This is a genomic window from Planomicrobium sp. MB-3u-38 (genome assembly GCF_002836425.1).
Lineage (GTDB): Bacteria > Bacillota > Bacilli > Bacillales_A > Planococcaceae > Planococcus > Planococcus okeanokoites.
This window is the reverse complement of sequence record NZ_PJBO01000060.1, coordinates 172,816-196,091: the sequence shown is the minus strand read 5'-3', so window position 1 is coordinate 196,091 and position 23,276 is coordinate 172,816. Positions and strand designations below refer to the sequence as shown.

Here is a 23,276-nt window from a genome sequence, read left to right as displayed (position 1 = left end):
CCAAAGGCATGCCGCCTTTGGCTCTTTCCTTTATCCATAATGATTTTAATTTCTTTAAGCTCAGCTTTCTCCTTTGCTGCAGGAAAAGACCAGTATAACCGGAATTCGTTTACGCCTTTCAAATTCCCCTGGATCCGTAAAGTTAGCTTTTTCAGGCTGTCCTTCTTTCAGGGAATGTATATGGAAGCCGGCTGAAATCAGGGAAGAAAAATAATTTTCAATTGTCCGGTGGTATTTCACCACATTCTTTCCGATCCACGGCTCATTTCGGGCGCCTTGTTCGAAATAGTTGTCAACTACCCAATCATTCCTTCTTTCTCCACCGCTCTTGCTTTTGAATGATGCAGTCGTTACCGGATGCTGTACACTGAATATGAATCTGGCCCCTTCTTTCAACGTTTTGGCAATTGATTTGAATACTTCATCAAGATCTTCTATATAATGAAGAGCCATTCTTGAAATAACAATCTCGTAGGCCATTTCCGGGTATTCAAACTTTTCCATCGATCTGTGAAAAACTTCGGCCCGGGTGCCGTAAAGATTTGTTTTTGCCAAATTTACCATGGCTGCAGAACCTTCAACCCCTGTATAAGCTTTTGCTCCTTTTTTCAGAAGTTCTTTTCCGTACCTTCCATCCCCGCAGCCTAAGTCCAATATATGTGCATCTTTTAAGTCATTCATGAATCCATTGATGATCGGCCCTTCGATTGCATTGTTCGGACTGTCCGGACGTGAACGCCTTTTTAAATAGCTTTCCAGAAAATCCTGTTCCTCATACGCAAGTGATCCTCTATATTCCATTTTGCATCCCTCTTTCACATGTCATCAATTTTAAATTTACCGGTATAGTTCCGACCCAGAAAAAAACGCTGCGGGAAGCAGCGTTTCAAAGGAATCATAATTCAGATACGATGATATATTTCACCATATTTATCGTGATGCGGTAAACATTCTTATCATTGTCATCACGGAATTCATATGTACCGTTTGTCGGTATACCGCTCAATGCAGAATCTTTGCTTGTAGCTTTAACAGTATGTGTCAGTGTGTTCCCTTGGTCAAAATAAAAATCAATCTGGAAATTTTTCATAAGTATTGCCTCCCGTCGTCTCATAATATCTCACTATACAGTTTATCATAAGTGGACAGTCGAACCGAATTTGGACCAAAAACATGTCATCAATACAAGAAACCCCGAATCCGCCCTAGTTTTCAGGCAGCTTCGGAGTTTCAGGCATAAACCATTTTAGAATAATGAATCGGTTTTTCTTTGCATGTCCACCCACCATTGAATATGGGCCCGGTCAAACACAATCCTATTGCCGTACGGCTTACTATGAGGGATCTTTCTTGCCAATAAGAATTCATTGATCTGCTGTTCCGTCAGCGGGTACCCCACTGAATCCAAATAAACGAGCAGATTTTCTATTCCTTGGATTTTGCCCATTTAATCACCTCCCACAAAATCCTCCTTAGCTCTAAAGAAGATTCAGTACGAGTTATTAAAATTTATGGCATATATCATTATACCCAACAAATATTGATTTCTAACCTAATCTGCAATTTTTTATTTTTGCACTGCTTTTTACACAACCCTGTTAGAATGAACTGTTAGTATTTTTAACCATTTTATGGTACAATGATGATATTCAATAAATGAGTTTATGGATTCCTAGAGACTTTTCTTAGTCACTTTCCATATAAGGAAAGGGGCTTTTATTTTGTCAATTGAGTACATCATCAAAACACTTGAGACAATGCGTTATTTTGGAATAGCATCCATTTCGGAAACATTCAGCAATGGAGCAACAGAAAATTTTACAGTCCATTACCAGGCGGAAAATGTACATTTCGTAATAAGTTCTTCCTTAACCGATAATGTCATTACTTTCGAATCAGCCGAATCAGCCGCTGAATGGATTCACGAAAAAACCAGCCAAACAATAGCTCAAATTTAAATACAAAAGCACGGCACACAGATGCCGTGCTTTTTCTAATTCACTTCCAGTTCTCCGTATTCCATCTTTTTTTGCATGCCGCAATTTTTACAGATAAAAATGGCAAGTAAAGTTTCGTCATCGCCCTTCTCTTTACACAGCAAATCAAAATCTTCCTCCCCGCAGGAAATACATGCATCTGAAGCATTGTCTCCCTGATTGTTTAACAATTTAAATTCCTTCCAGCTGCCAAACACCGTCCATTCCTCCTATGTCAGCAAATCAGATCTTTTATATGCCAATTAATGTCTTCATTATTTTAATGCTTGCGGTAAAGTACTATATACTTGAATGTCCTTAAAATCAATTCCCAATTCTACAGCAGTTTTCGCAATGACAGGGCTTATACCGGATAACGCTGTCTCGACACCGATCAGTTTCAGCCCGCTGATCATCTGGAAGATCTGGTTCGCAACCATGGTATCAATTACAGCCACTCCTGAAATATCAATGAATAACTTACTGATCGAAAAATTCATTGCTTGAGTCATAGCGTTTTCGAACATCATTTCCGACCGGGAAGAATTGATTTCCCCCACTAACGGAAGTAATGCGGTGTTTTCGGAAAGACGGATGACAGGTGCACTGATCTGATCCATCAGATCTTCTTGCTTCTTCCAGCGGCGGCTGGCCGCTTCCGTGCTCTTCACCGTATATTCCTGGATGATTTTGCTTATCGTTTCCACTATCGCTTTGTTCCAAACTGCCACTTGTTCAAGTGTAACCTTATCTTTATTGGCAACAGTGTATTGTCCCACAAGATCCAGATACTGGATCTGGGTACGGAAGAACTCTTCAATCACCGACGGGAGCGGTGTATCAAGATGTGCATCGTCATTGGTGACTTCGGCAATCCATTCATCAAATTCGATCAGGAAATCGGCTTCTTCTTTCTCGAACATCGAACAAAAATGCACATGGAAGCCATGATTCTGCTCACGGAGCTTTTTCACTTCAGCCGGATCTGTCGAGCCATAGACCCCTTTTTTATTTTTATCAAGTGTGGCGTACCACTCTTCAGTCAGTTCATCTGTCTTACTGCACAGAAATTGATGGAGCTCCTTATTTATTAGCATGCCTTTACCCCTTTTTGTCATGAATTCTTTTTACTGTGAGGAAAGAGACATGGAATGTTATCCAAATCCCCTTATAAGTTACAATACAATATTCCTTTTGAAATAGCATCAAGATTTATTTTGCAGAAATCCTGCATATTTTATTAATCCGAATTCCTGGAGAATAGGCTGCAACTATATGCACCTAGAGGTGTTATACCCTTCCAGCAAAAATAAAAACCGCCGAAGCGAAATGCTTCGGCGGTTTTCGGACTTAATATTAATACATTTTCAAATACTGTTCCCGTTCCCAAGGGTGTACAGTAGTTCTGAACATATCCCATTCGATTTCCTTCGCTTCCACGAAATTCTTCAGAATATGCTCCCCTAAAGATTTCACCATAACTTCATCAGATTGCAATTCCTGCAATGCTGCATATAAAGTGCCCGGCAAATCTTCAATTCCTACAGCCTGGCGCTCTTTTTTGTTCATCGCATAGATGTTGCGGTCAACCGGTTTAGGTGGAGTCAGTTTGCGTTTGATCCCATCAAGACCTGCACCAAGCAGTACTGCCATTGCTAAATAAGGATTAGCTGCAGGGTCGACTGATCTCACCTCAACACGAGTTGAAAGGCCGCGTGAAGCCGGGATACGGATTAGCGGACTGCGGTTCTGCCCTGACCAAGCTACGTAGCAAGGAGCTTCATACCCGGGAACCAAACGTTTATAACTGTTCACTGTCGGGTTCGTTACAGCTGTAAAGCCTTGAGCATGCTCAAGGATCCCTGCCATGAACTGGAATGCCGTATCACTTAACTTCATGTCGCCATCTTCATCAAGGAAAGCATTCTCTTTGCCGTTGAACAATGAGACGTTCATATGCATGCCCGAACCATTGACACCGAATAACGGTTTCGGCATGAATGTCGCATGCAGGCCGTGTTTTCTGGCAATTGTTTTTACAACCAGCTTGAACGTCTGGATATCATCACATGCTTTGATAGCGTCTGCGTATTTGAAATCGATTTCGTGCTGGCCAGGTGCCACTTCGTGGTGGGAAGCTTCAATTTCAAAGCCCATTTCCTCGAGTTCAAGTACGATGTCACGTCGGCAGTTTTCACCAAGGTCCATCGGCGCAAGGTCAAAATATCCACCGTGGTCATTCAATTCAAGAGAAGGTTCTCCTCTTTCGTCCAGTTTAAACAGGAAGAATTCCGGTTCTGGCCCGAGATTAAAGTGAGTGAATCCAAGTTCTTCCATCTCTTTCAAAATGCGTTTAAGGTTGGTGCGGGGATCTCCTGCGAAAGGCGTTCCATCCGCATTGTAAATATCACAGATTAACCGTGCCACTTTTCCTTTACCGGTGATCCATGGGAATACCACCCACGTGTCCAGGTCAGGGAACAGATACATATCCGATTCTTCAATGCGGACAAATCCGTCGATTGAAGATCCGTCGAACATCATTTTATTGTCCAATGCTTTTTCAAGTTGTGATGTTGGAATTTCAACGTTTTTAATAACTCCAAGAATATCGGTGAATTGAAGGCGGATAAAGTTTACATCCTCTTCTTTTACTAACCTTTGAATGTCTTCTTTTGAATACTTGCCCATGCTCTTTTCACTCTCCTATAAGTTTTGTATGACCCGCTTCTAATGATAGAACCGGGATAGATCACCTTGTCTGAGTCCGTGTCTGTCATGAGGTTTCCCAGGCATCATTTCTTCCCTGAAAATCCTGCGCAAGTCATCATCGCTGATCGCTTTGGGTTCAGCCATGACATTCTGCGGCTGGTTTTTCAATTCAAACATTTTTTTAATGCCTGCGATGTTAAGGCCCTGATCCAGGAAATCTTTGATTTCAAGGAGGACATCGACATCATTCAGCGAAAACATGCGCTTATTGCCATCTGTCCGGGCCGGGCTGATCAATCCGTGTTCTTCATAGTAGCGGATTTGACGGGCAGTTAAATCTGTCAGCTGCATCACTATGCTGATCGGCAAAATCGGCATAGTCCGACGGACGCGATTCGTCATATTGTTCACCCTTTTACTTGTACTTCATTTATAAGTATAAGAGATGTTAGGTTTCCTGTCAAACTTATGTTATATAATCTTACATAAAAATTCCACTTACAGTAATTGTTTCTTTCTCAAATCTTCTACTGCGTTAACCACTGCAATTCTAACATGTTCATAAGTTAATCCACCTTGTATAAAAGCAGTATAAGGCGGACGGATGGGACCATCTGCTGTCAATTCGATGCTGGACCCCTGAACGAAAGTTCCGGCAGCCATGATGACATCGTCTTCATAGCCTGGCATATAAGCAGCTTCCGGCAGGAATTGAGCGTTTACTGGCGAGTTTGCCTGAATGGTGCGACAGAATGCAATCATCTGCTCCGCTGTTTCAAATGACACGGATTGAATCAGATCAGTGCGTTTGTCTTTGTAATGCGGAGTCGTAGCCATTCCCGATTCTTCAAGGAGCGCCGCTGTAAAAATTGCCCCTTTCAATGCTTGTGAAACGATATGCGGTGCCATGAAAAAGCCTTGGTACATATCCCGCAGCGTGTTAAGCGACGCTCCTGCCTCTCCACCTATACCCGGCGAAGTCATACGATAAGCGCATTTTTCCACTAAATCGTGACGTCCGGCAATATAGCCGCCAATTTTCGCCAGTCCACCGCCAGGATTTTTAATGAGCGACCCGGCAATCAGGTCCGCTCCAGCTTCAATAGGTTCCCGCATCTCGACAAACTCTCCATAGCAATTATCCACGAAAACTATCGCATCCTTCTTAATGCCACGGACTTTCTCTATCATTGCCTCGATTTCATCCACTGTAAATGAAGGACGGGTATCATAGCCTCTTGAACGCTGGATGGCGAACACTTTCGTCTTGTCTGTGACCGCCTCTTTGATTTTATTCCAGTCTGGCTGATTGTTTGAATCCAGATCGATATGGCTGTAACCGATGCCGAAGTCGCGCAACGATCCTGTATCCTTATCGCCGCCGCTGACAATGGACTCGAGTGTGTCATATGGTTTACCTGTAATATAGAGGAGTTCATCACCCGGACGGAGAATGCCGAACAGGGAAATAGTGATGGCATGAGTTCCGGAAATAATCTGAGCGCGCACCAATGCAGCTTCGGCTTTAAAAACTTCCGCGTACACTTTTTCCAATGTATCCCGGCCTTCGTCATCATAGCCATAGCCGGTCGACGGGTTGAAATGGTGGTCGCTTACTTTCTGGCTGTGAAAGGCCAGCAGCACTTTTTGTTGGTTGAGCAATGCGGTATCATCAGCAAGGCTTAACTGAGCTTGAATTTTCTGTTCGATTTGTTTTATGTAATTCAGCATGGGAATCTCCATTCTTTCTTTTATTAGTTCTATTATTGACATTAGCTTGAAATTGCGTCAAATTCTGCTACAATTCATAGAGTTGAACATTGCGGGAGGGAAATTGAATGGCTTGGGAAGTATTAAGTGCGATTGGTACCATCGCTTTTGCTATATCTGGTGCAATCATCGCTATGGAAGAGGAATACGATATATTCGGCGTCTATCTTCTTGGCGTTGTCACAGCATTTGGCGGGGGTGCCGTCCGCAACCTTTTAATCGGGGTCCCTGTTTCCGCTTTATGGGAACAGGAAATGATGTTTCAGCTCGCGCTGGTGTCAATCACGCTGGTATTCCTGTTTCCTCACCGTCTTTTAGGGCAATGGAACCGATGGGGCCATTTTTTTGACGCAATCGGCTTATCGGCTTTCGCTGTTCAAGGGGCATTGTACGCCGTTGAATTAAATCTGCCGGTGTACGCTGTAGTCGTAGCGGCGGTTCTTACCGGTTCCGGAGGCGGAATCATCAGGGACATGTTGGCCGGCAGAAAGCCATTGGTGTTGAAAGCGGAAATTTATGCTGTCTGGGCGGCAATGGCCGGTTTGTTGATCAGTGTGGATTTGATCAGGAATGATATTTTTCTGTATATCCTGTTCGCGGTCATAACAGCGCTGCGTATTCTATCCTATACTTATAAATGGCGTTTGCCTTCAAGAAAGATTACTTCTGCATAAAAAATGCCGTCCGGTTTTTACCGGGCGGCATTTTTGTATTGCACAATTATTTCAAGCCTGTGTTTCGCCATTCCAGTTTAGCATGCCGCCTTCAACATTCGTCACGTCAATCCCTTGAGCTTCCAGGAATTCTGTCGCACGGCCACTGCGTGCTCCTGATCGGCAAACCAGATAATATGGCTGGCTGCTTTCAAATTCACCTGCTCTGTCGGCAATTTCCCCCAATGGAATATGTACGGCGCCTGGAATCATTCCAGCAGCCACTTCATCGGCTTCACGAACGTCTACGATGCGCAATTGCTCACCGGATTCAATACGGTTCTGCAACTCATCAGTCGTTATCTTTTTCATAATACACACCTCCGGCTCATTAGTTTCCTAGTAAAATCCTATAGCCTAGACAAGTTGCTGTCAATTAAAAAGCCGGCCATACAAATGGCCGGCTTCCTGCTTTTCTCTGTCCAGACTCCAGCGGCCCAGCCCCTTGAGTCACTTTTCGGTGATTATTCCTGGTGTTCAATCGAAACCGCTTTAGCGGGTGAAAACGTAGAGATTGCATGTTTGTAGATCAATTGCTGTTTGCCGTCTGTTTCAACCAGCACCGTAAAATTATCATAAGATTTAATGGTTCCTTTAAGCTGGAAGCCATTCAGTAAAAAGACCGTAACAAAAATATTATTTTTACGTAGCTGATTCAAATAGACATCCTGGATATTTACTGGTTTCATGAAAATCCCCCTATTTCCCCTGTTCTGGTTTTTGTTCACCAATTAACTCAATTCGACGTCCACGATCGTTTTCCTGCATAATCTGTCGAATATTTTCAATATTATCCCTTAAGTTACCCTGGCCGTCAATCCAGAATACCGGAAGTTTATTGCGAAAATAAGTAAGTTGCCGTTTCGCATAGTTCCGGGAATTCTTTTTCAGCAGCTCAATGGCCCTGTCGAATTCCAGTTTCCCATCCAGATATGCATAAATCTCCTTATAGCCGATTGCTTGGATGGACTGAACATCTCTGATTCCCCGTTCACGAAGAGCTTCGACTTCCCGTATCAGCCCATCCTCCATCATCGCATCAACTCTTCTGTCAATTCGCTCATATAAGAGAGCTCTTGGAATATCAATGCCCACTATCAATTCATTGTACATCGGTTCAAGTGCCAGTGACCGGTCCACTTTTTGTTCACTGCCAAGAATGATTTCCAGCGCACGGACCACGCGCCTCGTATTGTTCGGGTGAATATCGGTTTCAGGGTCCAACTGCATCAGTTTTTCGTGCATATGCAACGGACCGAATTCCTCCAGCTCGGTATAGAGTTCATTTCTTAAATTTTCATCCACCTGAGATTCGGAAAAACGGTAGTCGAATAAAACAGCCTGAATATATAATCCGGTTCCTCCGACAATTATCGGTAGTTTACCCTTCTGTTTAATCTCTGAAATCTTATCACGCACCAGCTTCTGGTATTCAGCAACAGAAAATGGCTCTTCCGGATCTTTGATATCCAGCAGATGATGAGTTACTCCCGCCATTTCTTCCGGCTTCACCTTAGCAGTGCCTATCGACATATCCCGGTAGATCTGCATGGAGTCCCCATTGATGATCTCACCATTGAAAGCTTTTGCAAGCTCAATGCCAAGAGCGGTTTTTCCAGACGCAGTCGGACCGACAATGGCCATTACTTCAATCATTTAAAGCCATCCAATCTGCAAGCACATTAAAATAACGCTTCTTGTCAATTTCATGGAGAAGTTCGTGGCGTGCCTCTTCCCCAAGGAATATTTTAATCGAATGGATTCCAGCTTTTCTATATTTCGCCGCGGCAGCGAAAAGGTCTTTTCCTTTATGCCCTACAGGATCATTGGATCCGCTGATCAGGAGTATCGGCAGGTCATGGCGGATTTTGGCTATTTCCTCTTTCCTGTTGATCATCAGCATCCCTTTGAATAAGTCGGCGAAAAATTGATTGGTGGAAACGAATCCGCTCATCGGATCCGCTTCATACTTGGCAACTTCAGAAGAATCCCTGCTCAGCCAGGCAAATGCCGAGCCTTCATCTTTGAAATCCTTGATGAAAGGACCAAAAACAAGTGAACCGATCGCTTTACTTTTTTCATCCTTGCCATTCAATTTGCCATTCAACGTCGCTGCAAGAATACCAATCTTCCCTGCTGCACCCGGATTGCCGCCTGTGCCTGAGAACACTGCGCGGGAAACTTTGTCGCTGTATAGCTGAATATAGCGTCGTCCAACGAATGAGCCCATGCTATGGCCGAGAAGAATGAGCGGCAAGTCATCGATTTGCTGCTGGATTTCAGTAATAACTTCATCTGCATCTTCGACCACCCGTTGAAAACCATTTTGTTCCGCAAAAAAGCCTTCCACACCATTTCTTTCCGCCGTTCGGCCATGACCTCTTTGGTCATGGCCAGATACGATAAATCCGCGGTCCGTCAAGAACCGGATGAATTCCTCATAACGCGCAATATGTTCCGCCATCCCGTGGATGATATGGACGTGGGCTGTCGGCTTTTCCGGAATATATAATTCATAATAGATTTCATGTCCGTCTGAAGCTTTTATAAAATTCTTTGTTATTTTCACTGCGGCATTCCCCTCCCAAAGCGGGTAGCTTTATCGATTTCTTCGAGCAACTCTTTGCGGTATCGCACTTTTTGCTCTTCGCTGTAATTCAAGTGCTTACCCATATAATCCAATACCTGCTCTTTATATCTCATTACATCTGCTATATGGAAATACAGATCTCCTGTACGTCTGATGAAGAAATCGCTTGGTGTGACTGCCATTTCATCTTCCATTGCATAAGACACTACAGCCGCCAACACATCCGGCAGTCCATCCCTATGCGGTTCTGCTGAACGCTTCCAATAATGCTCGAATACTTTTCCGGCATTGGTTCCGAAGAATTGAGCGAACATCCGTCCCTCTTCGGGTGCGAGTCCAAATTGTTCAGACTGAAGCGCCATGGAACTTACAAAACGGGGGAAGTTTTTGGAGCCACCGAAGTCACCGCCTGAAAGCGGCAATTTCTTGGTGACCGATTTTCCGAATTTCTTGTGGCTGTCTTTTTCCAAGGATTTTATTACACGGTCAGTTATGGCTTCAGCCATTTTGCGGTAACCCGTCAGCTTGCCGCCAGCAATTGAAATTAATCCATTCTCTGATTCCCACACTTCATCTTTCCGGGAAATTTCAGATGGATCTTTGCCTTCTTCGTAAATCAACGGCCTGACCCCTGCCCAGGTGGATTCCACATCTGAATGTCCAAGAGAAGTTGACGGAAACATATGGCGGAGTGCATCCAAAAGATACGTTACGTCTTCTTCCGCAGCGGCCGCTTCTGCAGGATCTCCATCATAGAAGGTATCCGTCGTGCCGATATAGGCTTTGTCATCCCGTGGAATCGCAAAAATCATCCTGCCATCCGGCGCATCAAAATACACAGGCTGGCGCAGCGGGAAAGTCTGGCGGTCGACAACGATATGGACCCCCTTAGTCAAACGGATCTGCTTGTCGGCAGCTGTTGAATCGATGTCCCGTATATCATCCACCCACGGACCAGCTGCATTCACAACTTTTTTCGCTTCAATAGCCACTTTAGTTCCATTAATTGTCTCTACCGCTTCCACACCGGAAACCTTGCCGTTTTTATACAGGAAATCTTCCGCTTTTACGTAGTTGAGGCAAAGAGCTCCCAGTTCATCGGCTTTTTTCAGGATTTCAAGTGTAAGCCTCGCATCATCTGTCCGGTATTCGACGTAATAGCCGCCGCCTTGAAGACCTTCACTTTTGAGCAGCGGCTCTTTTGACAAAGCTTCATCCGCTGTCAGCATTTTGCGCCGCTCCCCTTTTTTGACGCCGGCCAAATAATCATAGACCCTGAGACCGACTGAAGTGGTCAACGGTCCGAATGTGCCGCCTTTGTGAAACGGCAAAAGCATCCATTGCGGTTCCGTGACATGCACCGCGTTTTCATAAACGACCTCCCGTTCACGTCCAACATCACGCACCATCTTCACTTCAAATTGCTTCAGGTAGCGGAGGCCGCCATGAATCAATTTGGTTGATCTGCTCGATGTTCCTGAAGCGAAATCATTCTTTTCAATCAGAGCAACCGATAACCCGCGCGATACAGCATCCAGAGCGATTCCTGCTCCAGTTATGCCGCCGCCGATTACCACCAGGTCGAATTGATACGTATTTAATTCTTCAATTTTTTGTTGGCGAAGTTTGGCTGAAAACATCTAATACACCCCTCATCTGCTGAACTCCCGGGTAGCGGCTACCGCCTTTTTCCACCCTTTGTATAGATTGTCCCTGTTTGCTTCATCCATATTCGGTTTATAGATCTTCTTCGTTGAATCCAATTCTTTTATATCGTTTAGATTTTCCCAAAATCCTGTTGCTAAACCGGCCAGATAAGCTGCCCCAAGCGCCGTTGTTTCATTGAGCCTCGCAAGTTCCACATCTTTTTGCAGAACATCACTTTGAAATTGCATCAGGAAGTCATTGGAAACCGCACCGCCGTCAGCCCGCAGCATTTGGATCTCAGTCCCGGAATCCTGTTCCATGCAGTCGAGCACATCTTTCGTCTGGTACGCCAACGATTCCAGCGTCGCCCGGATGAAATGTTCTTTTTCCGTGCCTCTTGTCAGGCCGAATACGGCACCCCGGGCTTCAGAATCCCAGTAAGGCGTCCCCATACCGACAAAGGCGGGCACTATATAGACTCCGTCGGTCGATGGCACCCGCTTGGCATATGCTTCGGAGTCAGCGGCGTTTTTCAGCATCCGCAACCCGTCCCGAAGCCATTGAATGGCAGAACCCGCTACAAACACACTGCCTTCAAGTGCATAGACCACTTTTCCGTCCAGACCCCATGCGATTGTCGTCAGCAGGCCATTGGCAGATTTCACAGCCTCTTCCCCTGTATTCATCAGCATGAAACAGCCTGTGCCGTATGTATTTTTAGCCATGCCCTTTTCTACACAGTGCTGGCCGAAAAGCGCGGCTTGCTGATCCCCGGCGATGCCTGCGATCGGTACTTTCTGTCCGAAGAAAACACTGGGATCTGTTTCACCGTAAATTTCAGAAGAAGATTTCACTTCCGGAAGCATCCCCACCGGAATGCCGAGTTTCCCGCAAATTTCCTCGTCCCATTTTAAGTCGAAGATATTATACAGCAAAGTTCTCGAAGCGTTGGAATAGTCTGTGACATGCACTTTGCCATCTGTCATTTTCCAGATCAGCCACGTATCGATCGTTCCAAACAGCAAATCACCTTTTTCTGCTGCATCTCTGGCACCTTCGACATTGTCGAGTATCCATTTGACTTTGGTGCCTGAAAAATACGGATCGAGCAGAAGGCCCGTTTTATCACGGAACCATACTTCCAATCCTTCTTTTTTCAAATCATCAATGATTGATTGGGTCTGGCGCGACTGCCATACAATTGCGGGGTAGACCGGCTGGCCGGTATTTTTATCCCATACCACGGTCGTCTCCCGCTGATTTGTAATGCCGATGCCTGAAATCTGGGTTTGTAAAATACCGCTTTCCGTCAATGCCGCAGCCAGGACAGATAAGACCGATCCCCAGATTTCATTGGCATTATGCTCGACCCAGCCCGGTTTAGGATAGGATTGCCTGAACTCTTTCTGAGATGTATGGACGAGTTCACCTTGCTTATTGAAAAGAATCGCGCGCGAGCTTGTCGTTCCTTGATCAATGGATAGGATATAGCTTTCCAAACCAGCATACCTCCTCTAATTCATAACTCTCTTGAACATCTTTTCTACATCATAGGTCCTGAAATGGATGATAACCGGACGGCCATGCGGACAGGTGAATGGCTGCTCTGCCTTTTTCAGATCTGCCAGCAATTGCTCCATATCCTGTTTTTGCAGATAATGGTTCGCTTTTATGGACCTTTTGCAACTCATCATGATTGCTGCTTCTTCACGTAATTTTTTTACATCCGCACGGCTGCCATTCAGTACCTGCTCAATCAGTTCTTCGACAATTTCCTGTTCAAAACCTTTAGGGAACCAAGTCGGGTGCTCGCGCACAATAAAAGAGGAATCACCGAAGATTTCTAAAAAGACGCCTGTTTCCGCGAGGCTTTCCAGGTTTTCCTGCAGCCTCAGCGCTTCATCCCGACTATAATGGAATGTCAGCGGCAACAGCAGGGACTGCCTTTCCATGGCGTCTGCCTGTCCGACCCTCTCTCGGAAATATTCGTATTTGATGCGTTCCTGTGCTGCGTGCTGATCAATCAGATAAAACCCGTCTGAACTTTGGGCGACGATATATGTGCCATGAATCTGACCTACCACTTCCAGTTCAGGAAACTGCGGACTTTCCTCTATTCCCTCAACTTCAGGCGAATATTCCTTTTCTACTGGATTCTGCTCCGGAAATACATCAGGTTCTGACAATAACGTGTTTTCGATCAGAGGTTCAGCCTTTTGGAAGACTGGTTTTTCAACTGGCCTCTGTTCGTTAACTGTAGTGGAAGTTTTCCAAAGATCCATCTGCATCGAATGGGCAGATGCCTGTTTCTTCGGTTTCGGTTCATCGATGACCGGGGCCCGCACGGCAGAGCTGATGGCTTGTCGGATCGTCTGGTAAATCAGCTCCATCAATTCCTTTTCCTTGCTGAGGCGGATCTGCTGTTTCGCCGGATGGACATTGACATCTGTTAAATAAGGATCCCCTTCAATATTCAGCACGGTTATCGGCTGGCGTTCCAGCGGAAGGAATGTATGATAAGCCCGGTGGACCGTCGTAGCGATGGCATAATGTTTTACCCACCGCCCATTGACGAATAAAGAGATGTAATTTTTATTGGCGCGAGTGATTTCCGGCAATGATGTATAGCCGGAAATTTTATAATCCTGGGATTCCCCTTCAAAAGGAATCATTTTTTTCGCGATGGCAATCCCGTAAATATCCGCCAGGACCCGGCGAATTTCACCGCTGCCGGAAGTCTGCAGAATCGTTTTGCCGTCGTGCACCAATTTGAAAGCCACTGACGGGTAGCTGAGTGCGAAACGGTTCATCAGGTCTATTGTATGACCGAGTTCCGTTTGCAATGTTTTCATATATTTAAGCCGCGCAGGTGTGTTGAAAAATAATTGTTCGATTTTAATATCAGTTCCCTGACGCAAAGCATTTGGTCGGCTTTCAATCATCCGACCGCCTTCCAGGTGGACAAAAGTTCCGTCCGAACCGTCGGAAGTCTGCAAGGTCACTTTGGACACCGAGGCAATACTCGCCAGCGCCTCACCGCGGAAACCGAGTGTCCGTATCCGGAACAGGTCGTGCTCATTTGCAATTTTGCTGGTCGCGTGACGGGAAAAAGACAACAAAGCATCTTCACTGTCCATTCCCGCTCCGTTATCGATGATGTGAATCGATGTCAATCCAGCTTCTTCAAGCAGGACCTCCACCGCATTGCTGCCGGCATCAATGGCGTTTTCCACCAATTCCTTTACTGCTGAAGTTGGCCGTTCAACGACCTCACCCGCAGCAATCTTATTTGATAAGGGTTCATCCATCAAGCGGATCTTTCCCATAGAATCACTCCTTCCGGCTAAGCTTTAATTGCAGATCATTAATCATCTGCAAGGCTTCAAGCGGTGTCATCGAAGATATTTTAGCATCTGCGATAGCTTGAACCACTTCTTCAGAATCTGTATCACGCTCATCAAAAAACGATAATTGTTCGATATGCTGTGTCTGCTGCTTCTTTTCCGCTTCGAAATTCTTCAGCAATTCCCGGGCTCGCGTGAGTATTTGCTGCGGCAGATTGGCCAGCTCGGCTACATGTATGCCATAGCTTTTGTCAGCCGGACCTTGCTTCACTTTATGAAGGAATACAACTTTTCCGGATTGCTCCATCGCCGCAACATGCACATTATTCAAGCGTTCAAGTGATTGGTCAAGCGCAGTCAGTTCATGATAATGCGTAGAGAATAATGTGTTCGCCCCGATGTTTTTATGGATGTATTCGATCATTGACTGTGCCAGTGCCATACCATCGTAAGTTGAAGTGCCCCGACCGATCTCATCGAACAGCAGCAGGCTGCGTTCGGTTGCATGTGTAATGGCGTACTGGGATTCGAGCATTTCGACCATGAATGTACTTTGGCCTGAGACAAGATCGTCCGCAGCGCCGATCCGTGTGAAAATTTGATCAACAATCGGCAATTCCGCGGAATCCGCCGGCACATAGCTGCCGACCTGCGCCAGTACTATCGTCAACGCCACCTGGCGCATATATGTACTTTTACCTGACATATTGGGCCCTGTAATCAACAGCATATTGCTGTCTTCAGTCATTACGCAATCGTTCGGCACATAATGCTGCCTGTTCAGCATTTTCTCCACAACCGGATGCCGGCCTTCGAGTATCCGGATTTCACGGCTGTCGGTAAACTCCGGTTTCGTGAAGCGGTATTTTTCCGCTACGTCCGCAAAACTGAGGAATACATCAAGCGCACTGAGTGACGATGCAAGCTGCTGGATGCGGGAAATATACTGTTTCACTTCATCCCGTATCACTGTGAAAAGCCGATATTCCAGATCCAGGCTTTCTTCTTCGGCTGTCAGGATCAACGTCTCCTTTTCTTTCAACTCCGGAGTGATATAACGTTCGGCATTTGCTAATGTCTGTTTGCGTTCGTATCGTTCCAAATCAGCCAAGTGCATATTGGCCTTCGAAATCTCAATGTAATAGCCAAAGATACGGTTATAACCGATTTTCAAGGATTTTATGCCTGTTTTCTGGCGCTCCTGCTGTTCAAGCTGAGCTATCCAGTCTTTGCCGTTCCGCGAGGCATCCCGGAATTCATCCAATTGCCTATTGAAGCCTTCACGGATGACACCGCCTTCTTTTGCCGATAATGGCGGATTGTCACTGATCGCTTCCAGCAGTTCACAAACTTCGCCGCAGCGATCCAATTTACCGGCGAATTCCGCTAAATGCGAATTGCCGGATTGCGTCAGTTCTTCGATGATTGCCGGCACTTTCTCAAGTGAGCTTCTCAGCTGCGCCAAATCACGCCCGCTCGCGCTGCCAAAGGCGACACGCCCGCTCAGCCGTTCAAGGTCGTAAACTTCCTTCAGCGCATTCTGCAATTCCACACGAGTGAAATATTGCTCAATAAGGGATTCCACCATCTGTTGGCGGAGTTCGATACGGTTCCTGTTGGCAAGCGGCTGATGAAGCCATTGCTTCAATTTCCGGCTTCCCATTGCGGTTACCGTTTCATCCAAAAGCCATAATAATGTCCCTTTCGTTTCGCCGCCCCGGATTGACTGCAGCAATTCCAGATTGCGTTTCGAATGGAAATCTATGCTGAGCAATTGCCCTTCTTCGCTATAAACAAAAGGCTGTATATGCTCGAGCGATTGTTTTTGGGTACGTGCAATATATGTCAGCAAGCGATGGCTGCTGCCGGTAAGATCGGCAGGGCAGTGCTGAATCAGAGACCGATCCAGTTCATACACAAATTCCATCGGTTCGATTGATAACAGCAAATCCTGTGCATCTTCGTTCAGCAGCAGGAACAGGGAATCGGAAACCACCAATTCACGGATACCGAGAGACTGTAATTCCTGGAGAAGCGCTTTACCTTGCCCCATTATGTATGTGGCTGTCGATTCCCCGGTTGATATATCTATGTACGACAATGAAAAGCCACCCGGCAATTCTTCGGCCGCTGCAATAAAATGATTGGATTTCGAATCCACACTTTTGCCTTCAGTATGGGTGCCGGGTGTAATGAGTCTCACCACTTCACGCTTGACGACACCTTTTGTCAATTTCGGATCTTCCACTTGTTCACAGATCGCCACTTTATGGCCTTTCGCAATCAATTGATCTATATAATTTTTCGCGGCGTGATGCGGAACCCCGCACATCGGAATACGTTCGTCCCCATTGCCGCCCCTGCTGGTCAACGTAATTTCAAGCAATTGGGATGCTTGTAAAGCATCATCGAAAAACATTTCATAAAAATCGCCAAGCCGGAAAAAAAGGAATGCGTCCTGATAATCCGCTTTTACCTGTAGATATTGCTGCATCATTGGTGTAATCGCCATTTTAAAACCTCTTTCGGAATCAATTCTTCGTTTCTTCATTATAGCAAAAATACACGGAGAAAAGAAAAAACCGAAAGAGCATCAGCTCTTTCAGTTTTCCTTTATCGATTTTCAATTTGGTTGTTTATGAACAGCTGCTGCTGCCGCCTTTTGCATCCGCTTGCACTTTTGAACCTGTTTCACCGCGCAGCAGATCTCCGCCTGTATCAGTGATGATATTGTTCGTCACCTGGTTGGCGATTGCAGTCGAAACCATTTGAAGCAATGAATTGACATCGCTTTGGGATTGTTTGAATTCCTGTACAATCGGCACTGCGTCAATTTCATCTTCAATTTTCTTGATTTTGCCTTCGATCAATTCCAGTGCCCTTTCCTTGCCGTAATGCTGGAAATTGACCGCTTGTTTTTGAAGGCTTTTCAGACTCGCGATCTTTTCTCGGATCTGTTGGTTTTCATTGATCTGTGCTTCGGCGCGCTTGAAGAAATCCACTTCTTCAGTCTCGGCGATCATGTCTGCCACTTCACGCGCTTTTGCTACGATTTCATCTTTTGTATAAGTCATCTATTGGACACCCACTTCTTGGCCGGCGGCAACTTCAATCAGTTCCCCGTTCAACGACCATGTTTTAGTTTCAGTTATTTTCACTTTGACGAGTTGACCGACAATCGACTTCGGCCCGACAAAATTGACCAGTTTATTTTTTGCTGTATAGCCGGATAAGACATCGGAGTTTTTCTTGCTTTCCCCTTCAACCAGCACTTCGACCACTTGGCCCTGGTAAGATTGCATGGCGGCCAGCGCTTGCTCCTTGACCAGTTCATTAAGGCGCTGCAGACGCTCCTTCTTTACTTCCATCGGGATATTGTCTTCCATTTTCGCAGCCGGAGTCCCTTCCCTTGGTGAATAAATATAAGTGAAGGCCATCTCGTATCCGATTTCCCGGAACAGAGACATCGTTTCTTCAAACTGTTCATCGGTTTCATTGGGAAAGCCGACAATTATATCAGTTGTCAATGACACTGTCGGAATGGCAGCCCTGATTTTATGGACCAATTCGATATATTGTTCCCGCGTGTACTTGCGGGCCATTATTTTCAGCATACCCGTCGAACCTGATTGTACAGGTAAATGGATATGGTCGACAAGATTTCCGCCTCGCGCCAGCACTTCTATCAAGTGTTCATCAAAATCTCTTGGATGGCTTGTTGTAAAACGGATACGAGGAATATCGATTTTGCGCAATTCCTCCAGCAAATCACCCAGCCGGAATTCGAGATCCTCAAAATCTTTGCCATAGGCATTGACATTCTGTCCCAGCAAAGTAACTTCCTTGTACCCTTGCGCAGCCAATTGCCGCACTTCCTGGATAATATCCTCCGGTCTTCTGGAGCGTTCTTTGCCTCGCGTATAAGGAACGATGCAATAGGTACAGAATTTGTCACACCCGTACATGATATTGACCCACGCCTTGATATTGCCCTTGCGCACTTTCGGCAAGTTCTCGATGACGTCCCCTTCTTTGGACCAGACATCCACGACAATCTCTTTCGATTTATAGGCGTTATCCAAAATTTCCGGTAGACGATGGATATTATGCGTCCCAAAAATCATATCGACCTGATCGTAGGTCTTCAAAATTTTATTGACGACGGATTCCTCCTGCGACATGCAACCGCAAACGCCGATCAATAAATCAGGGTTTTCCAGTTTCAATGGTTTGAAATGACCCAGTTCACCAAAAACTTTGTTCTCAGCATTTTCCCTGATGGCACAAGTATTCAGCAGAATGACATTCGCATCCTTCACAGAATCGGTGATCTCATAGCCGAGTTCCAGCAGTATACCGGCGATCACTTCGGTATCATGTTCGTTCATCTGGCAGCCATAAGTGCGGATATAGAACTTCCGCCCTCGGCCCATGTTTTCAAAACGGGGATCGATCGCAAAATTATCCACGTAGGATACCTGCTCTTTTCCGCGTTTTTTTGCGTCTTTCAGGGAAGGCGCGGTATAGACATTTTGAAAGTATTGGCTGTAATCCTTTTCGTGTTTTCCAGCCGATCCGGCAGCCGTTACTTGACTTGAAAGTAAACGCTGGTCTTCATTCATGAAAAAACCCCTTTCAATCATACCGTTATTATACTGAAATCAAAGACGTTCCTTCAAGCCGATTGCAGGAATTGTCGGAGAATCGTCACCAACTGACCGTTTATCCGCGGAACGGGTAATCATCATTAATGTAAATTCGTTCGCAGGATATCGCCTTCCCTGTCTCATCATCAATTTCAGTGAAAAAGCCACTGACTACGGAACGGCCGCGTTTTGGCACTTCGAAACGGGTCGGCATATTGGTCTTGAACCGGTAGAGCACTGAATCCTTGCTCATCCCCAGCACTTCATCATAGGGGCCGGTCATGCCGACATCCGAGATATAGGCTGTGCCGCCCGGCAAGATGCGTGAATCAGCAGTCTGGACGTGAGTATGTGTGCCAACTACCACTGAAGCACGGCCGTCAAGATGCCAGCCCATCGCGATTTTTTCACTGGTTGCTTCTGCGTGAAAATCAACGAAGACCAGTGGCGAAACGGCTTTGGCTTCCGCCAGCAGCTCATCCGCTTTTTGGAACGGATCATCGTGCGGCGGCAAGAATACCCTGCCATGCAAATTGATGACAGACAAAGTCTTGCCATTTTTCGTCAACGTCGCCATTCCGCGGCCAGGTGCTTCCGGTGAAAAATTCGCCGGACGGATTAAATAATCCACTTCATCAATAAAATCAAAAATCTCTTTCTGGTCCCACGTGTGATTGCCCATTGTCACCATATCGACGCCCATGAAAAGGAGATCCTGGTAAATAGCTTTCGTGATGCCCCTTCCCGCTGCAGCATTTTCACCATTCGCGATTACCGCATCCGGCATGTATTTTTTCTTCAGGCGCGGCAAATAAGACTCCAATGCATCACGTCCGATCGATCCGACAATATCTCCAATAAATAAAACTTTCATGCTCTCACCTTTTCCCATAAGAAAAAGGCTTCTTTGAATAGACATTCATCGAAGCCTTTATCCTATTATTTTGCGTATTCAACTGCTCTTGTTTCCCTGATTACGGTCACTTTGATATGTCCCGGATAATCAAGCTCTTCTTCGATCCGTTTCCGGATGTCGCGAGCCAAACGGTGTGCAGTCATATCATCAATCTGTTCCGGTCTGACCATGATGCGGATTTCGCGTCCTGCCTGAATAGCGAATGATTTCTCAACGCCTTCGTAGGATTCAGAAATCTCTTCAAGTTTTTCCAGACGGCGGATATAGTTTTCCAATGTCTCACTTCTCGCTCCCGGACGTGCCGCTGATAGGGCGTCCGCCGCTGCAACGATCACCGAAATGATCGATGTCGCTTCGGTGTCTCCGTGGTGGGAAGCAATACTGTTGATGACGACCGGATGCTCTTTGTATTTGGTTCCAAGTTCAACCCCGATTTCAACATGGCTGCCTTCAACTTCATGATCAATCGCTTTACCGATGTCATGAAGCAATCCTGCGCGGCGTGCCAAGGTGACATCTTCGCCAAGTTCCGCTGCCATCAAGCCGGAAAGGAATGCGACTTCCACTGAGTGCTTGAGGACATTCTGTCCGTAACTTGTGCGATAACGCAGACGGCCAAGGATTTTGATCAAATCGGGATGCAGATTATGTACCCCAACGTCAAATGTGGTTTGTTCACCAATTTCACGGATTTGCTCATCTACTTCGCGTCTGGACTTTTCAACCATTTCTTCGATTCGGGCCGGGTGAATACGGCCATCTGACACCAATTTTTCAAGTGCCAATCTTGCTGTTTCACGTCTGATCGGATCGAATCCTGACAGAATTACCGCTTCCGGTGTGTCATCGATGATCAAATCGATTCCTGTCAGTGTTTCAAGCGTCCGGATATTACGGCCTTCACGGCCAATAATACGGCCTTTCATCTCATCGTTAGGCAAGTTGACAACAGATACTGTCGTCTCTGCCACATGGTCTGCTGCAAAACGCTGCATAGCCAATGATAAGATATTTTTCGCTTTCTTATCGGACTCTTCTTTTGCACGGGCTTCCGTTTCTTTCACCATCACTGCAATATCTGTTGAAAGTTCGTTCTCAACTTGCTGGAGGATGATTGACTTGGCTTCTTCGCGTGTCAAAGAAGAAATCCGTTCCATTTCGGATTGCTGCTGTTGAACCAATTCTTCAGCTCTGCTCTCCATCTGTTCAATATGCTGTTGTTTTTCAGCGAGGGCTTCATCTTTCCGTTCAAGTCCCGCTTCTCTTTTGTTTAATGCATCATCCTTGCGATCTAAATTTTCTTCTCTCTGCAACAGCCGATTCTCTTGTTTTTGAATTTCTGATCGGCGTTCCCGAATTTCAGATTCTGTTTCAGTACGCAATTTGTGATTTTCGTCTTTTGCTTCCAAAAGGGCTTCTTTTTTCAGTGCTTCTGCTTCTTTCTTCGCATCTTCTATAACTTGCTCTGCAGAGTTTCTCGCACCTGCCATTTTGGACTCATTTGATTTTTTCATTACAAAATAACCAACAAACACACCGACGAGGATACCAAGCAAAGCGAAGATGATCACGTATTCCATTCGGACACCTCCTCTTGCTATTCGTTTTAATGGTTCACAATAAATTAAATTTTCGTGCTTCTCAAACGCTGTAAAAATTATAAAATTATACAGTTTTAATTGTATAGATGGACCTTTAAAGTGTCAACCCGGTGACAAGCCTTTAAAATAGCTTTGCGAGTGGATATTCTATTGTTTTGATATGTCACTTCCCTATGCTGGATCCCGGCAATAAAATAAGAGCCGTTGGACAAAGCATACGCTTTGGTCCAACGGCTCTTCTATAAAGACTTATTCGTCGTCCTCGTCGATCAAAAGGTTGAACTCTTCCGGCTCTTCTTTTGAAGCAGCAATCGTATAGGATGCAGCGGCCATTCCGTATTGCTCACGGATTTTTCCAGCAATCTCATTTCGGATATCTGCGTGGTCACGCAGGAATTGCTTCGCGTTTTCACGGCCTTGTCCGATGCGTTCTTCTTTATACGAATACCAAGAACCGCTCTTTTGGATGATTTCAAGCTCCGCACCAATATCAACGATTTCACCTTCACGTGAAATCCCTTTTCCGTACATGATATCGACTTCAGCTGTGCGGAAAGGCGGGGCAACTTTGTTTTTCACAATTTTGATCTTCGTTCTGTTACCGATGATGTCGTTGCCTGATTTCAAAGCTTCAGCACGGCGCACTTCCATACGGATGGAAGAATAGAATTTCAATGCGCGTCCACCAGTTGTTGTTTCAGGGTTACCGAACATGACACCAATTTTTTCACGAACCTGGTTGATGAAGATGACAATCGAATTCGATTTATTGATGATACCGGATAATTTACGGAGAGCCTGAGACATCAGACGGGCTTGGAGACCCATGTGGGAATCGCCCATTTCGCCTTCGATCTCCGCTTTCGGTACAAGTGCCGCAACAGAGTCGATGACCACAATATCAACCGCTCCGCTTCGTACTAATGCTTCAGCAATTTCCAGAGCCTGTTCACCAGTATCGGGCTGGGATAATAATAATTCATCGATGTTCACGCCAAGGTTCTGCGCATAGACAGGGTCAAGCGCATGCTCAGCATCAATGAATGCCGCTGTTCCTCCAGTAGCCTGCACTTCCGCAATAGCATGAAGTGAAACAGTCGTTTTACCTGAACTTTCAGGACCATAAATCTCGATGACACGGCCACGCGGGTATCCACCTATTCCAAGTGCAGAGTCAACTGCCAGTGAACCACTGGAAACCGACGAAATATTCCGGTCGCTTTTTTCACCCAATTTCATGACTGAACCTTTACCAAATTGTTTTTCAATTTGTTTTAACGCAACATCTAACGCTGCTTTACGATCGCTCAAAAGAAATCCTCCTCTTAATAAAAACCAATTTTTCTACCTGTTTCTAGTAT

The 23,276-nt window shown here is 45.6% G+C and carries 23 protein-coding genes; 2 read left to right on the top strand and 21 right to left on the bottom strand.

Going from position 1 to position 23,276, the window contains the following annotated elements:
* Positions 1–60: 60 nt before the first annotated feature.
* From CXF70_RS12075 to CXF70_RS12065, 3 genes are all read right to left on the bottom strand, one after another.
* Positions 61–801, bottom strand: coding sequence for a class I SAM-dependent DNA methyltransferase (locus CXF70_RS12075; RefSeq protein ID WP_101802871.1), 741 nt, complete (start codon positions 799–801; stop codon positions 61–63).
* 94 nt (positions 802–895) lie between these two features.
* Positions 896–1,090, bottom strand: coding sequence for a hypothetical protein (locus CXF70_RS12070; protein WP_084245401.1), 195 nt, complete (start codon positions 1,088–1,090; stop codon positions 896–898).
* 156 nt (positions 1,091–1,246) lie between these two features.
* The gene (locus tag CXF70_RS12065; protein WP_101802870.1) at positions 1,247–1,447 is read right to left on the bottom strand and encodes a hypothetical protein; all 201 of its coding nucleotides are present in this window, start codon (positions 1,445–1,447) and stop codon (positions 1,247–1,249) included.
* 274 nt (positions 1,448–1,721) lie between these two features.
* On the opposite strand from CXF70_RS12065, the gene CXF70_RS12060 reads away from it, so the two are divergent.
* Positions 1,722–1,958 (top strand): hypothetical protein, encoded by a 237-nt coding sequence (locus CXF70_RS12060; RefSeq protein ID WP_101802869.1) that lies wholly within the window; start codon positions 1,722–1,724, stop codon positions 1,956–1,958.
* A gap of 35 nt (positions 1,959–1,993) precedes the next feature.
* Here CXF70_RS12060 and CXF70_RS12055 read toward each other — a convergent pair whose 3' ends face one another.
* From CXF70_RS12055 to CXF70_RS12035, 5 genes are all read right to left on the bottom strand, one after another.
* Positions 1,994–2,194: a hypothetical protein gene (locus tag CXF70_RS12055; protein ID WP_101802868.1), complete on the bottom strand. Its 201-nt coding sequence runs from the start codon at positions 2,192–2,194 to the stop codon at positions 1,994–1,996.
* A gap of 57 nt (positions 2,195–2,251) precedes the next feature.
* A complete protein-coding gene (locus tag CXF70_RS12050) occupies positions 2,252–3,073 on the bottom strand; it encodes an STAS domain-containing protein (protein ID WP_101802867.1) in 822 nt (273 codons plus the stop codon).
* A 259-nt stretch (positions 3,074–3,332) separates the two neighbouring features.
* Positions 3,333–4,667, bottom strand: coding sequence for a type I glutamate--ammonia ligase (gene glnA, locus CXF70_RS12045; RefSeq protein ID WP_084245391.1), 1,335 nt, complete (start codon positions 4,665–4,667; stop codon positions 3,333–3,335).
* 39 nt (positions 4,668–4,706) lie between these two features.
* Positions 4,707–5,090 carry a MerR family transcriptional regulator gene (locus CXF70_RS12040; protein WP_084245389.1) on the bottom strand — a complete coding sequence of 128 codons (384 nt, stop codon included), beginning with the start codon at positions 5,088–5,090 and terminating at the stop codon, positions 4,707–4,709.
* 96 nt (positions 5,091–5,186) lie between these two features.
* Complete coding sequence (locus CXF70_RS12035; protein ID WP_101802866.1) at positions 5,187–6,419, bottom strand: methionine gamma-lyase family protein; 1,233 nt, start codon at positions 6,417–6,419, stop codon at positions 5,187–5,189.
* 107 nt (positions 6,420–6,526) lie between these two features.
* On the opposite strand from CXF70_RS12035, the gene CXF70_RS12030 reads away from it, so the two are divergent.
* Positions 6,527–7,132, top strand: coding sequence for a trimeric intracellular cation channel family protein (locus CXF70_RS12030; protein ID WP_084245385.1), 606 nt, complete (start codon positions 6,527–6,529; stop codon positions 7,130–7,132).
* A 51-nt stretch (positions 7,133–7,183) separates the two neighbouring features.
* Here the strand turns inward: CXF70_RS12030 and CXF70_RS12025 are convergent, their stop codons facing one another.
* The 13 genes from CXF70_RS12025 to recA all read right to left on the bottom strand — a co-directional run bounded on the left by CXF70_RS12025 (position 7,184) and on the right by recA (position 23,226).
* Positions 7,184–7,483: a rhodanese-like domain-containing protein gene (locus CXF70_RS12025; RefSeq protein ID WP_101802865.1), complete on the bottom strand. Its 300-nt coding sequence runs from the start codon at positions 7,481–7,483 to the stop codon at positions 7,184–7,186.
* A 152-nt stretch (positions 7,484–7,635) separates the two neighbouring features.
* Entirely contained in the window at positions 7,636–7,860 is a 225-nt protein-coding gene (gene hfq / locus CXF70_RS12020) for an RNA chaperone Hfq (RefSeq protein ID WP_033544068.1), read from the bottom strand.
* A 10-nt stretch (positions 7,861–7,870) separates the two neighbouring features.
* A complete protein-coding gene (gene miaA, locus CXF70_RS12015) occupies positions 7,871–8,827 on the bottom strand; it encodes a tRNA (adenosine(37)-N6)-dimethylallyltransferase MiaA (protein WP_101802864.1) in 957 nt (318 codons plus the stop codon).
* A complete protein-coding gene (locus CXF70_RS12010) occupies positions 8,820–9,740 on the bottom strand; it encodes an alpha/beta fold hydrolase (protein ID WP_084245377.1) in 921 nt (306 codons plus the stop codon). The genes miaA and CXF70_RS12010 overlap by 8 nt, the downstream gene beginning before the upstream one ends.
* A complete protein-coding gene (locus tag CXF70_RS12005) occupies positions 9,737–11,401 on the bottom strand; it encodes a glycerol-3-phosphate dehydrogenase/oxidase (RefSeq protein WP_101802863.1) in 1,665 nt (554 codons plus the stop codon). Before CXF70_RS12005 ends, CXF70_RS12010 begins: the two co-directional genes overlap by 4 nt.
* Positions 11,402–11,413: 12 nt before the next feature.
* Positions 11,414–12,907, bottom strand: coding sequence for a glycerol kinase GlpK (gene glpK, locus CXF70_RS12000; protein WP_101802862.1), 1,494 nt, complete (start codon positions 12,905–12,907; stop codon positions 11,414–11,416).
* A gap of 15 nt (positions 12,908–12,922) precedes the next feature.
* Positions 12,923–14,734, bottom strand: a complete 1,812-nt coding sequence (gene mutL / locus CXF70_RS11995; protein WP_101802861.1) for a DNA mismatch repair endonuclease MutL — start codon at positions 14,732–14,734, stop codon at positions 12,923–12,925.
* 4 nt (positions 14,735–14,738) lie between these two features.
* On the bottom strand, positions 14,739–17,264 hold the full coding sequence (mutS, locus tag CXF70_RS11990) for a DNA mismatch repair protein MutS (protein WP_084245368.1): 2,526 nt from the start codon (positions 17,262–17,264) through the stop codon (positions 14,739–14,741).
* Between the two features lie 124 nt (positions 17,265–17,388).
* On the bottom strand, positions 17,389–17,826 hold the full coding sequence (locus tag CXF70_RS11985; RefSeq protein ID WP_084245366.1) for a YlbF/YmcA family competence regulator: 438 nt from the start codon (positions 17,824–17,826) through the stop codon (positions 17,389–17,391).
* Entirely contained in the window at positions 17,827–19,374 is a 1,548-nt protein-coding gene (miaB, locus tag CXF70_RS11980) for a tRNA (N6-isopentenyl adenosine(37)-C2)-methylthiotransferase MiaB (protein WP_101802860.1), read from the bottom strand. It abuts the gene before it with no gap.
* 100 nt (positions 19,375–19,474) lie between these two features.
* On the bottom strand, positions 19,475–20,272 hold the full coding sequence (locus CXF70_RS11975; RefSeq protein WP_101803046.1) for a TIGR00282 family metallophosphoesterase: 798 nt from the start codon (positions 20,270–20,272) through the stop codon (positions 19,475–19,477).
* 65 nt (positions 20,273–20,337) lie between these two features.
* On the bottom strand, positions 20,338–21,894 hold the full coding sequence (rny, locus tag CXF70_RS11970) for a ribonuclease Y (protein WP_101802859.1): 1,557 nt from the start codon (positions 21,892–21,894) through the stop codon (positions 20,338–20,340).
* A 270-nt stretch (positions 21,895–22,164) separates the two neighbouring features.
* Entirely contained in the window at positions 22,165–23,226 is a 1,062-nt protein-coding gene (recA, locus tag CXF70_RS11965) for a recombinase RecA (RefSeq protein WP_084245360.1), read from the bottom strand.
* Positions 23,227–23,276 lie beyond the last annotated feature (50 nt).

What these genes read in the sequence shown, in the direction of transcription:
- CXF70_RS12075 (WP_101802871.1), bottom strand. Translation starts at nt 801, where the DNA reads ATGGAATATAGAGGATCACTTGCGTATGAGGAACAGGATTTTCTGGAA.
- CXF70_RS12070 (WP_084245401.1), bottom strand. Translation starts at nt 1,090, where the DNA reads ATGAAAAATTTCCAGATTGATTTTTATTTTGACCAAGGGAACACACTG.
- CXF70_RS12065 (WP_101802870.1), bottom strand. Translation starts at nt 1,447, where the DNA reads ATGGGCAAAATCCAAGGAATAGAAAATCTGCTCGTTTATTTGGATTCA.
- CXF70_RS12050 (WP_101802867.1), bottom strand. Translation starts at nt 3,073, where the DNA reads ATGCTAATAAATAAGGAGCTCCATCAATTTCTGTGCAGTAAGACAGAT.
- glnA (WP_084245391.1), bottom strand. Translation starts at nt 4,667, where the DNA reads ATGGGCAAGTATTCAAAAGAAGACATTCAAAGGTTAGTAAAAGAAGAG.
- CXF70_RS12040 (WP_084245389.1), bottom strand. Translation starts at nt 5,090, where the DNA reads ATGACGAATCGCGTCCGTCGGACTATGCCGATTTTGCCGATCAGCATA.
- CXF70_RS12035 (WP_101802866.1), bottom strand. Translation starts at nt 6,419, where the DNA reads ATGCTGAATTACATAAAACAAATCGAACAGAAAATTCAAGCTCAGTTA.
- CXF70_RS12030 (WP_084245385.1), top strand. Translation starts at nt 6,527, where the DNA reads ATGGCTTGGGAAGTATTAAGTGCGATTGGTACCATCGCTTTTGCTATA.
- CXF70_RS12025 (WP_101802865.1), bottom strand. Translation starts at nt 7,483, where the DNA reads ATGAAAAAGATAACGACTGATGAGTTGCAGAACCGTATTGAATCCGGT.
- hfq (WP_033544068.1), bottom strand. Translation starts at nt 7,860, where the DNA reads ATGAAACCAGTAAATATCCAGGATGTCTATTTGAATCAGCTACGTAAA.
- miaA (WP_101802864.1), bottom strand. Translation starts at nt 8,827, where the DNA reads ATGATTGAAGTAATGGCCATTGTCGGTCCGACTGCGTCTGGAAAAACC.
- CXF70_RS12005 (WP_101802863.1), bottom strand. Translation starts at nt 11,401, where the DNA reads ATGTTTTCAGCCAAACTTCGCCAACAAAAAATTGAAGAATTAAATACG.
- mutL (WP_101802861.1), bottom strand. Translation starts at nt 14,734, where the DNA reads ATGGGAAAGATCCGCTTGATGGATGAACCCTTATCAAATAAGATTGCT.
- mutS (WP_084245368.1), bottom strand. Translation starts at nt 17,264, where the DNA reads ATGGCGATTACACCAATGATGCAGCAATATCTACAGGTAAAAGCGGAT.
- CXF70_RS11985 (WP_084245366.1), bottom strand. Translation starts at nt 17,826, where the DNA reads ATGACTTATACAAAAGATGAAATCGTAGCAAAAGCGCGTGAAGTGGCA.
- miaB (WP_101802860.1), bottom strand. Translation starts at nt 19,374, where the DNA reads ATGAATGAAGACCAGCGTTTACTTTCAAGTCAAGTAACGGCTGCCGGA.
- CXF70_RS11975 (WP_101803046.1), bottom strand. Translation starts at nt 20,272, where the DNA reads ATGAAAGTTTTATTTATTGGAGATATTGTCGGATCGATCGGACGTGAT.
- rny (WP_101802859.1), bottom strand. Translation starts at nt 21,894, where the DNA reads ATGGAATACGTGATCATCTTCGCTTTGCTTGGTATCCTCGTCGGTGTG.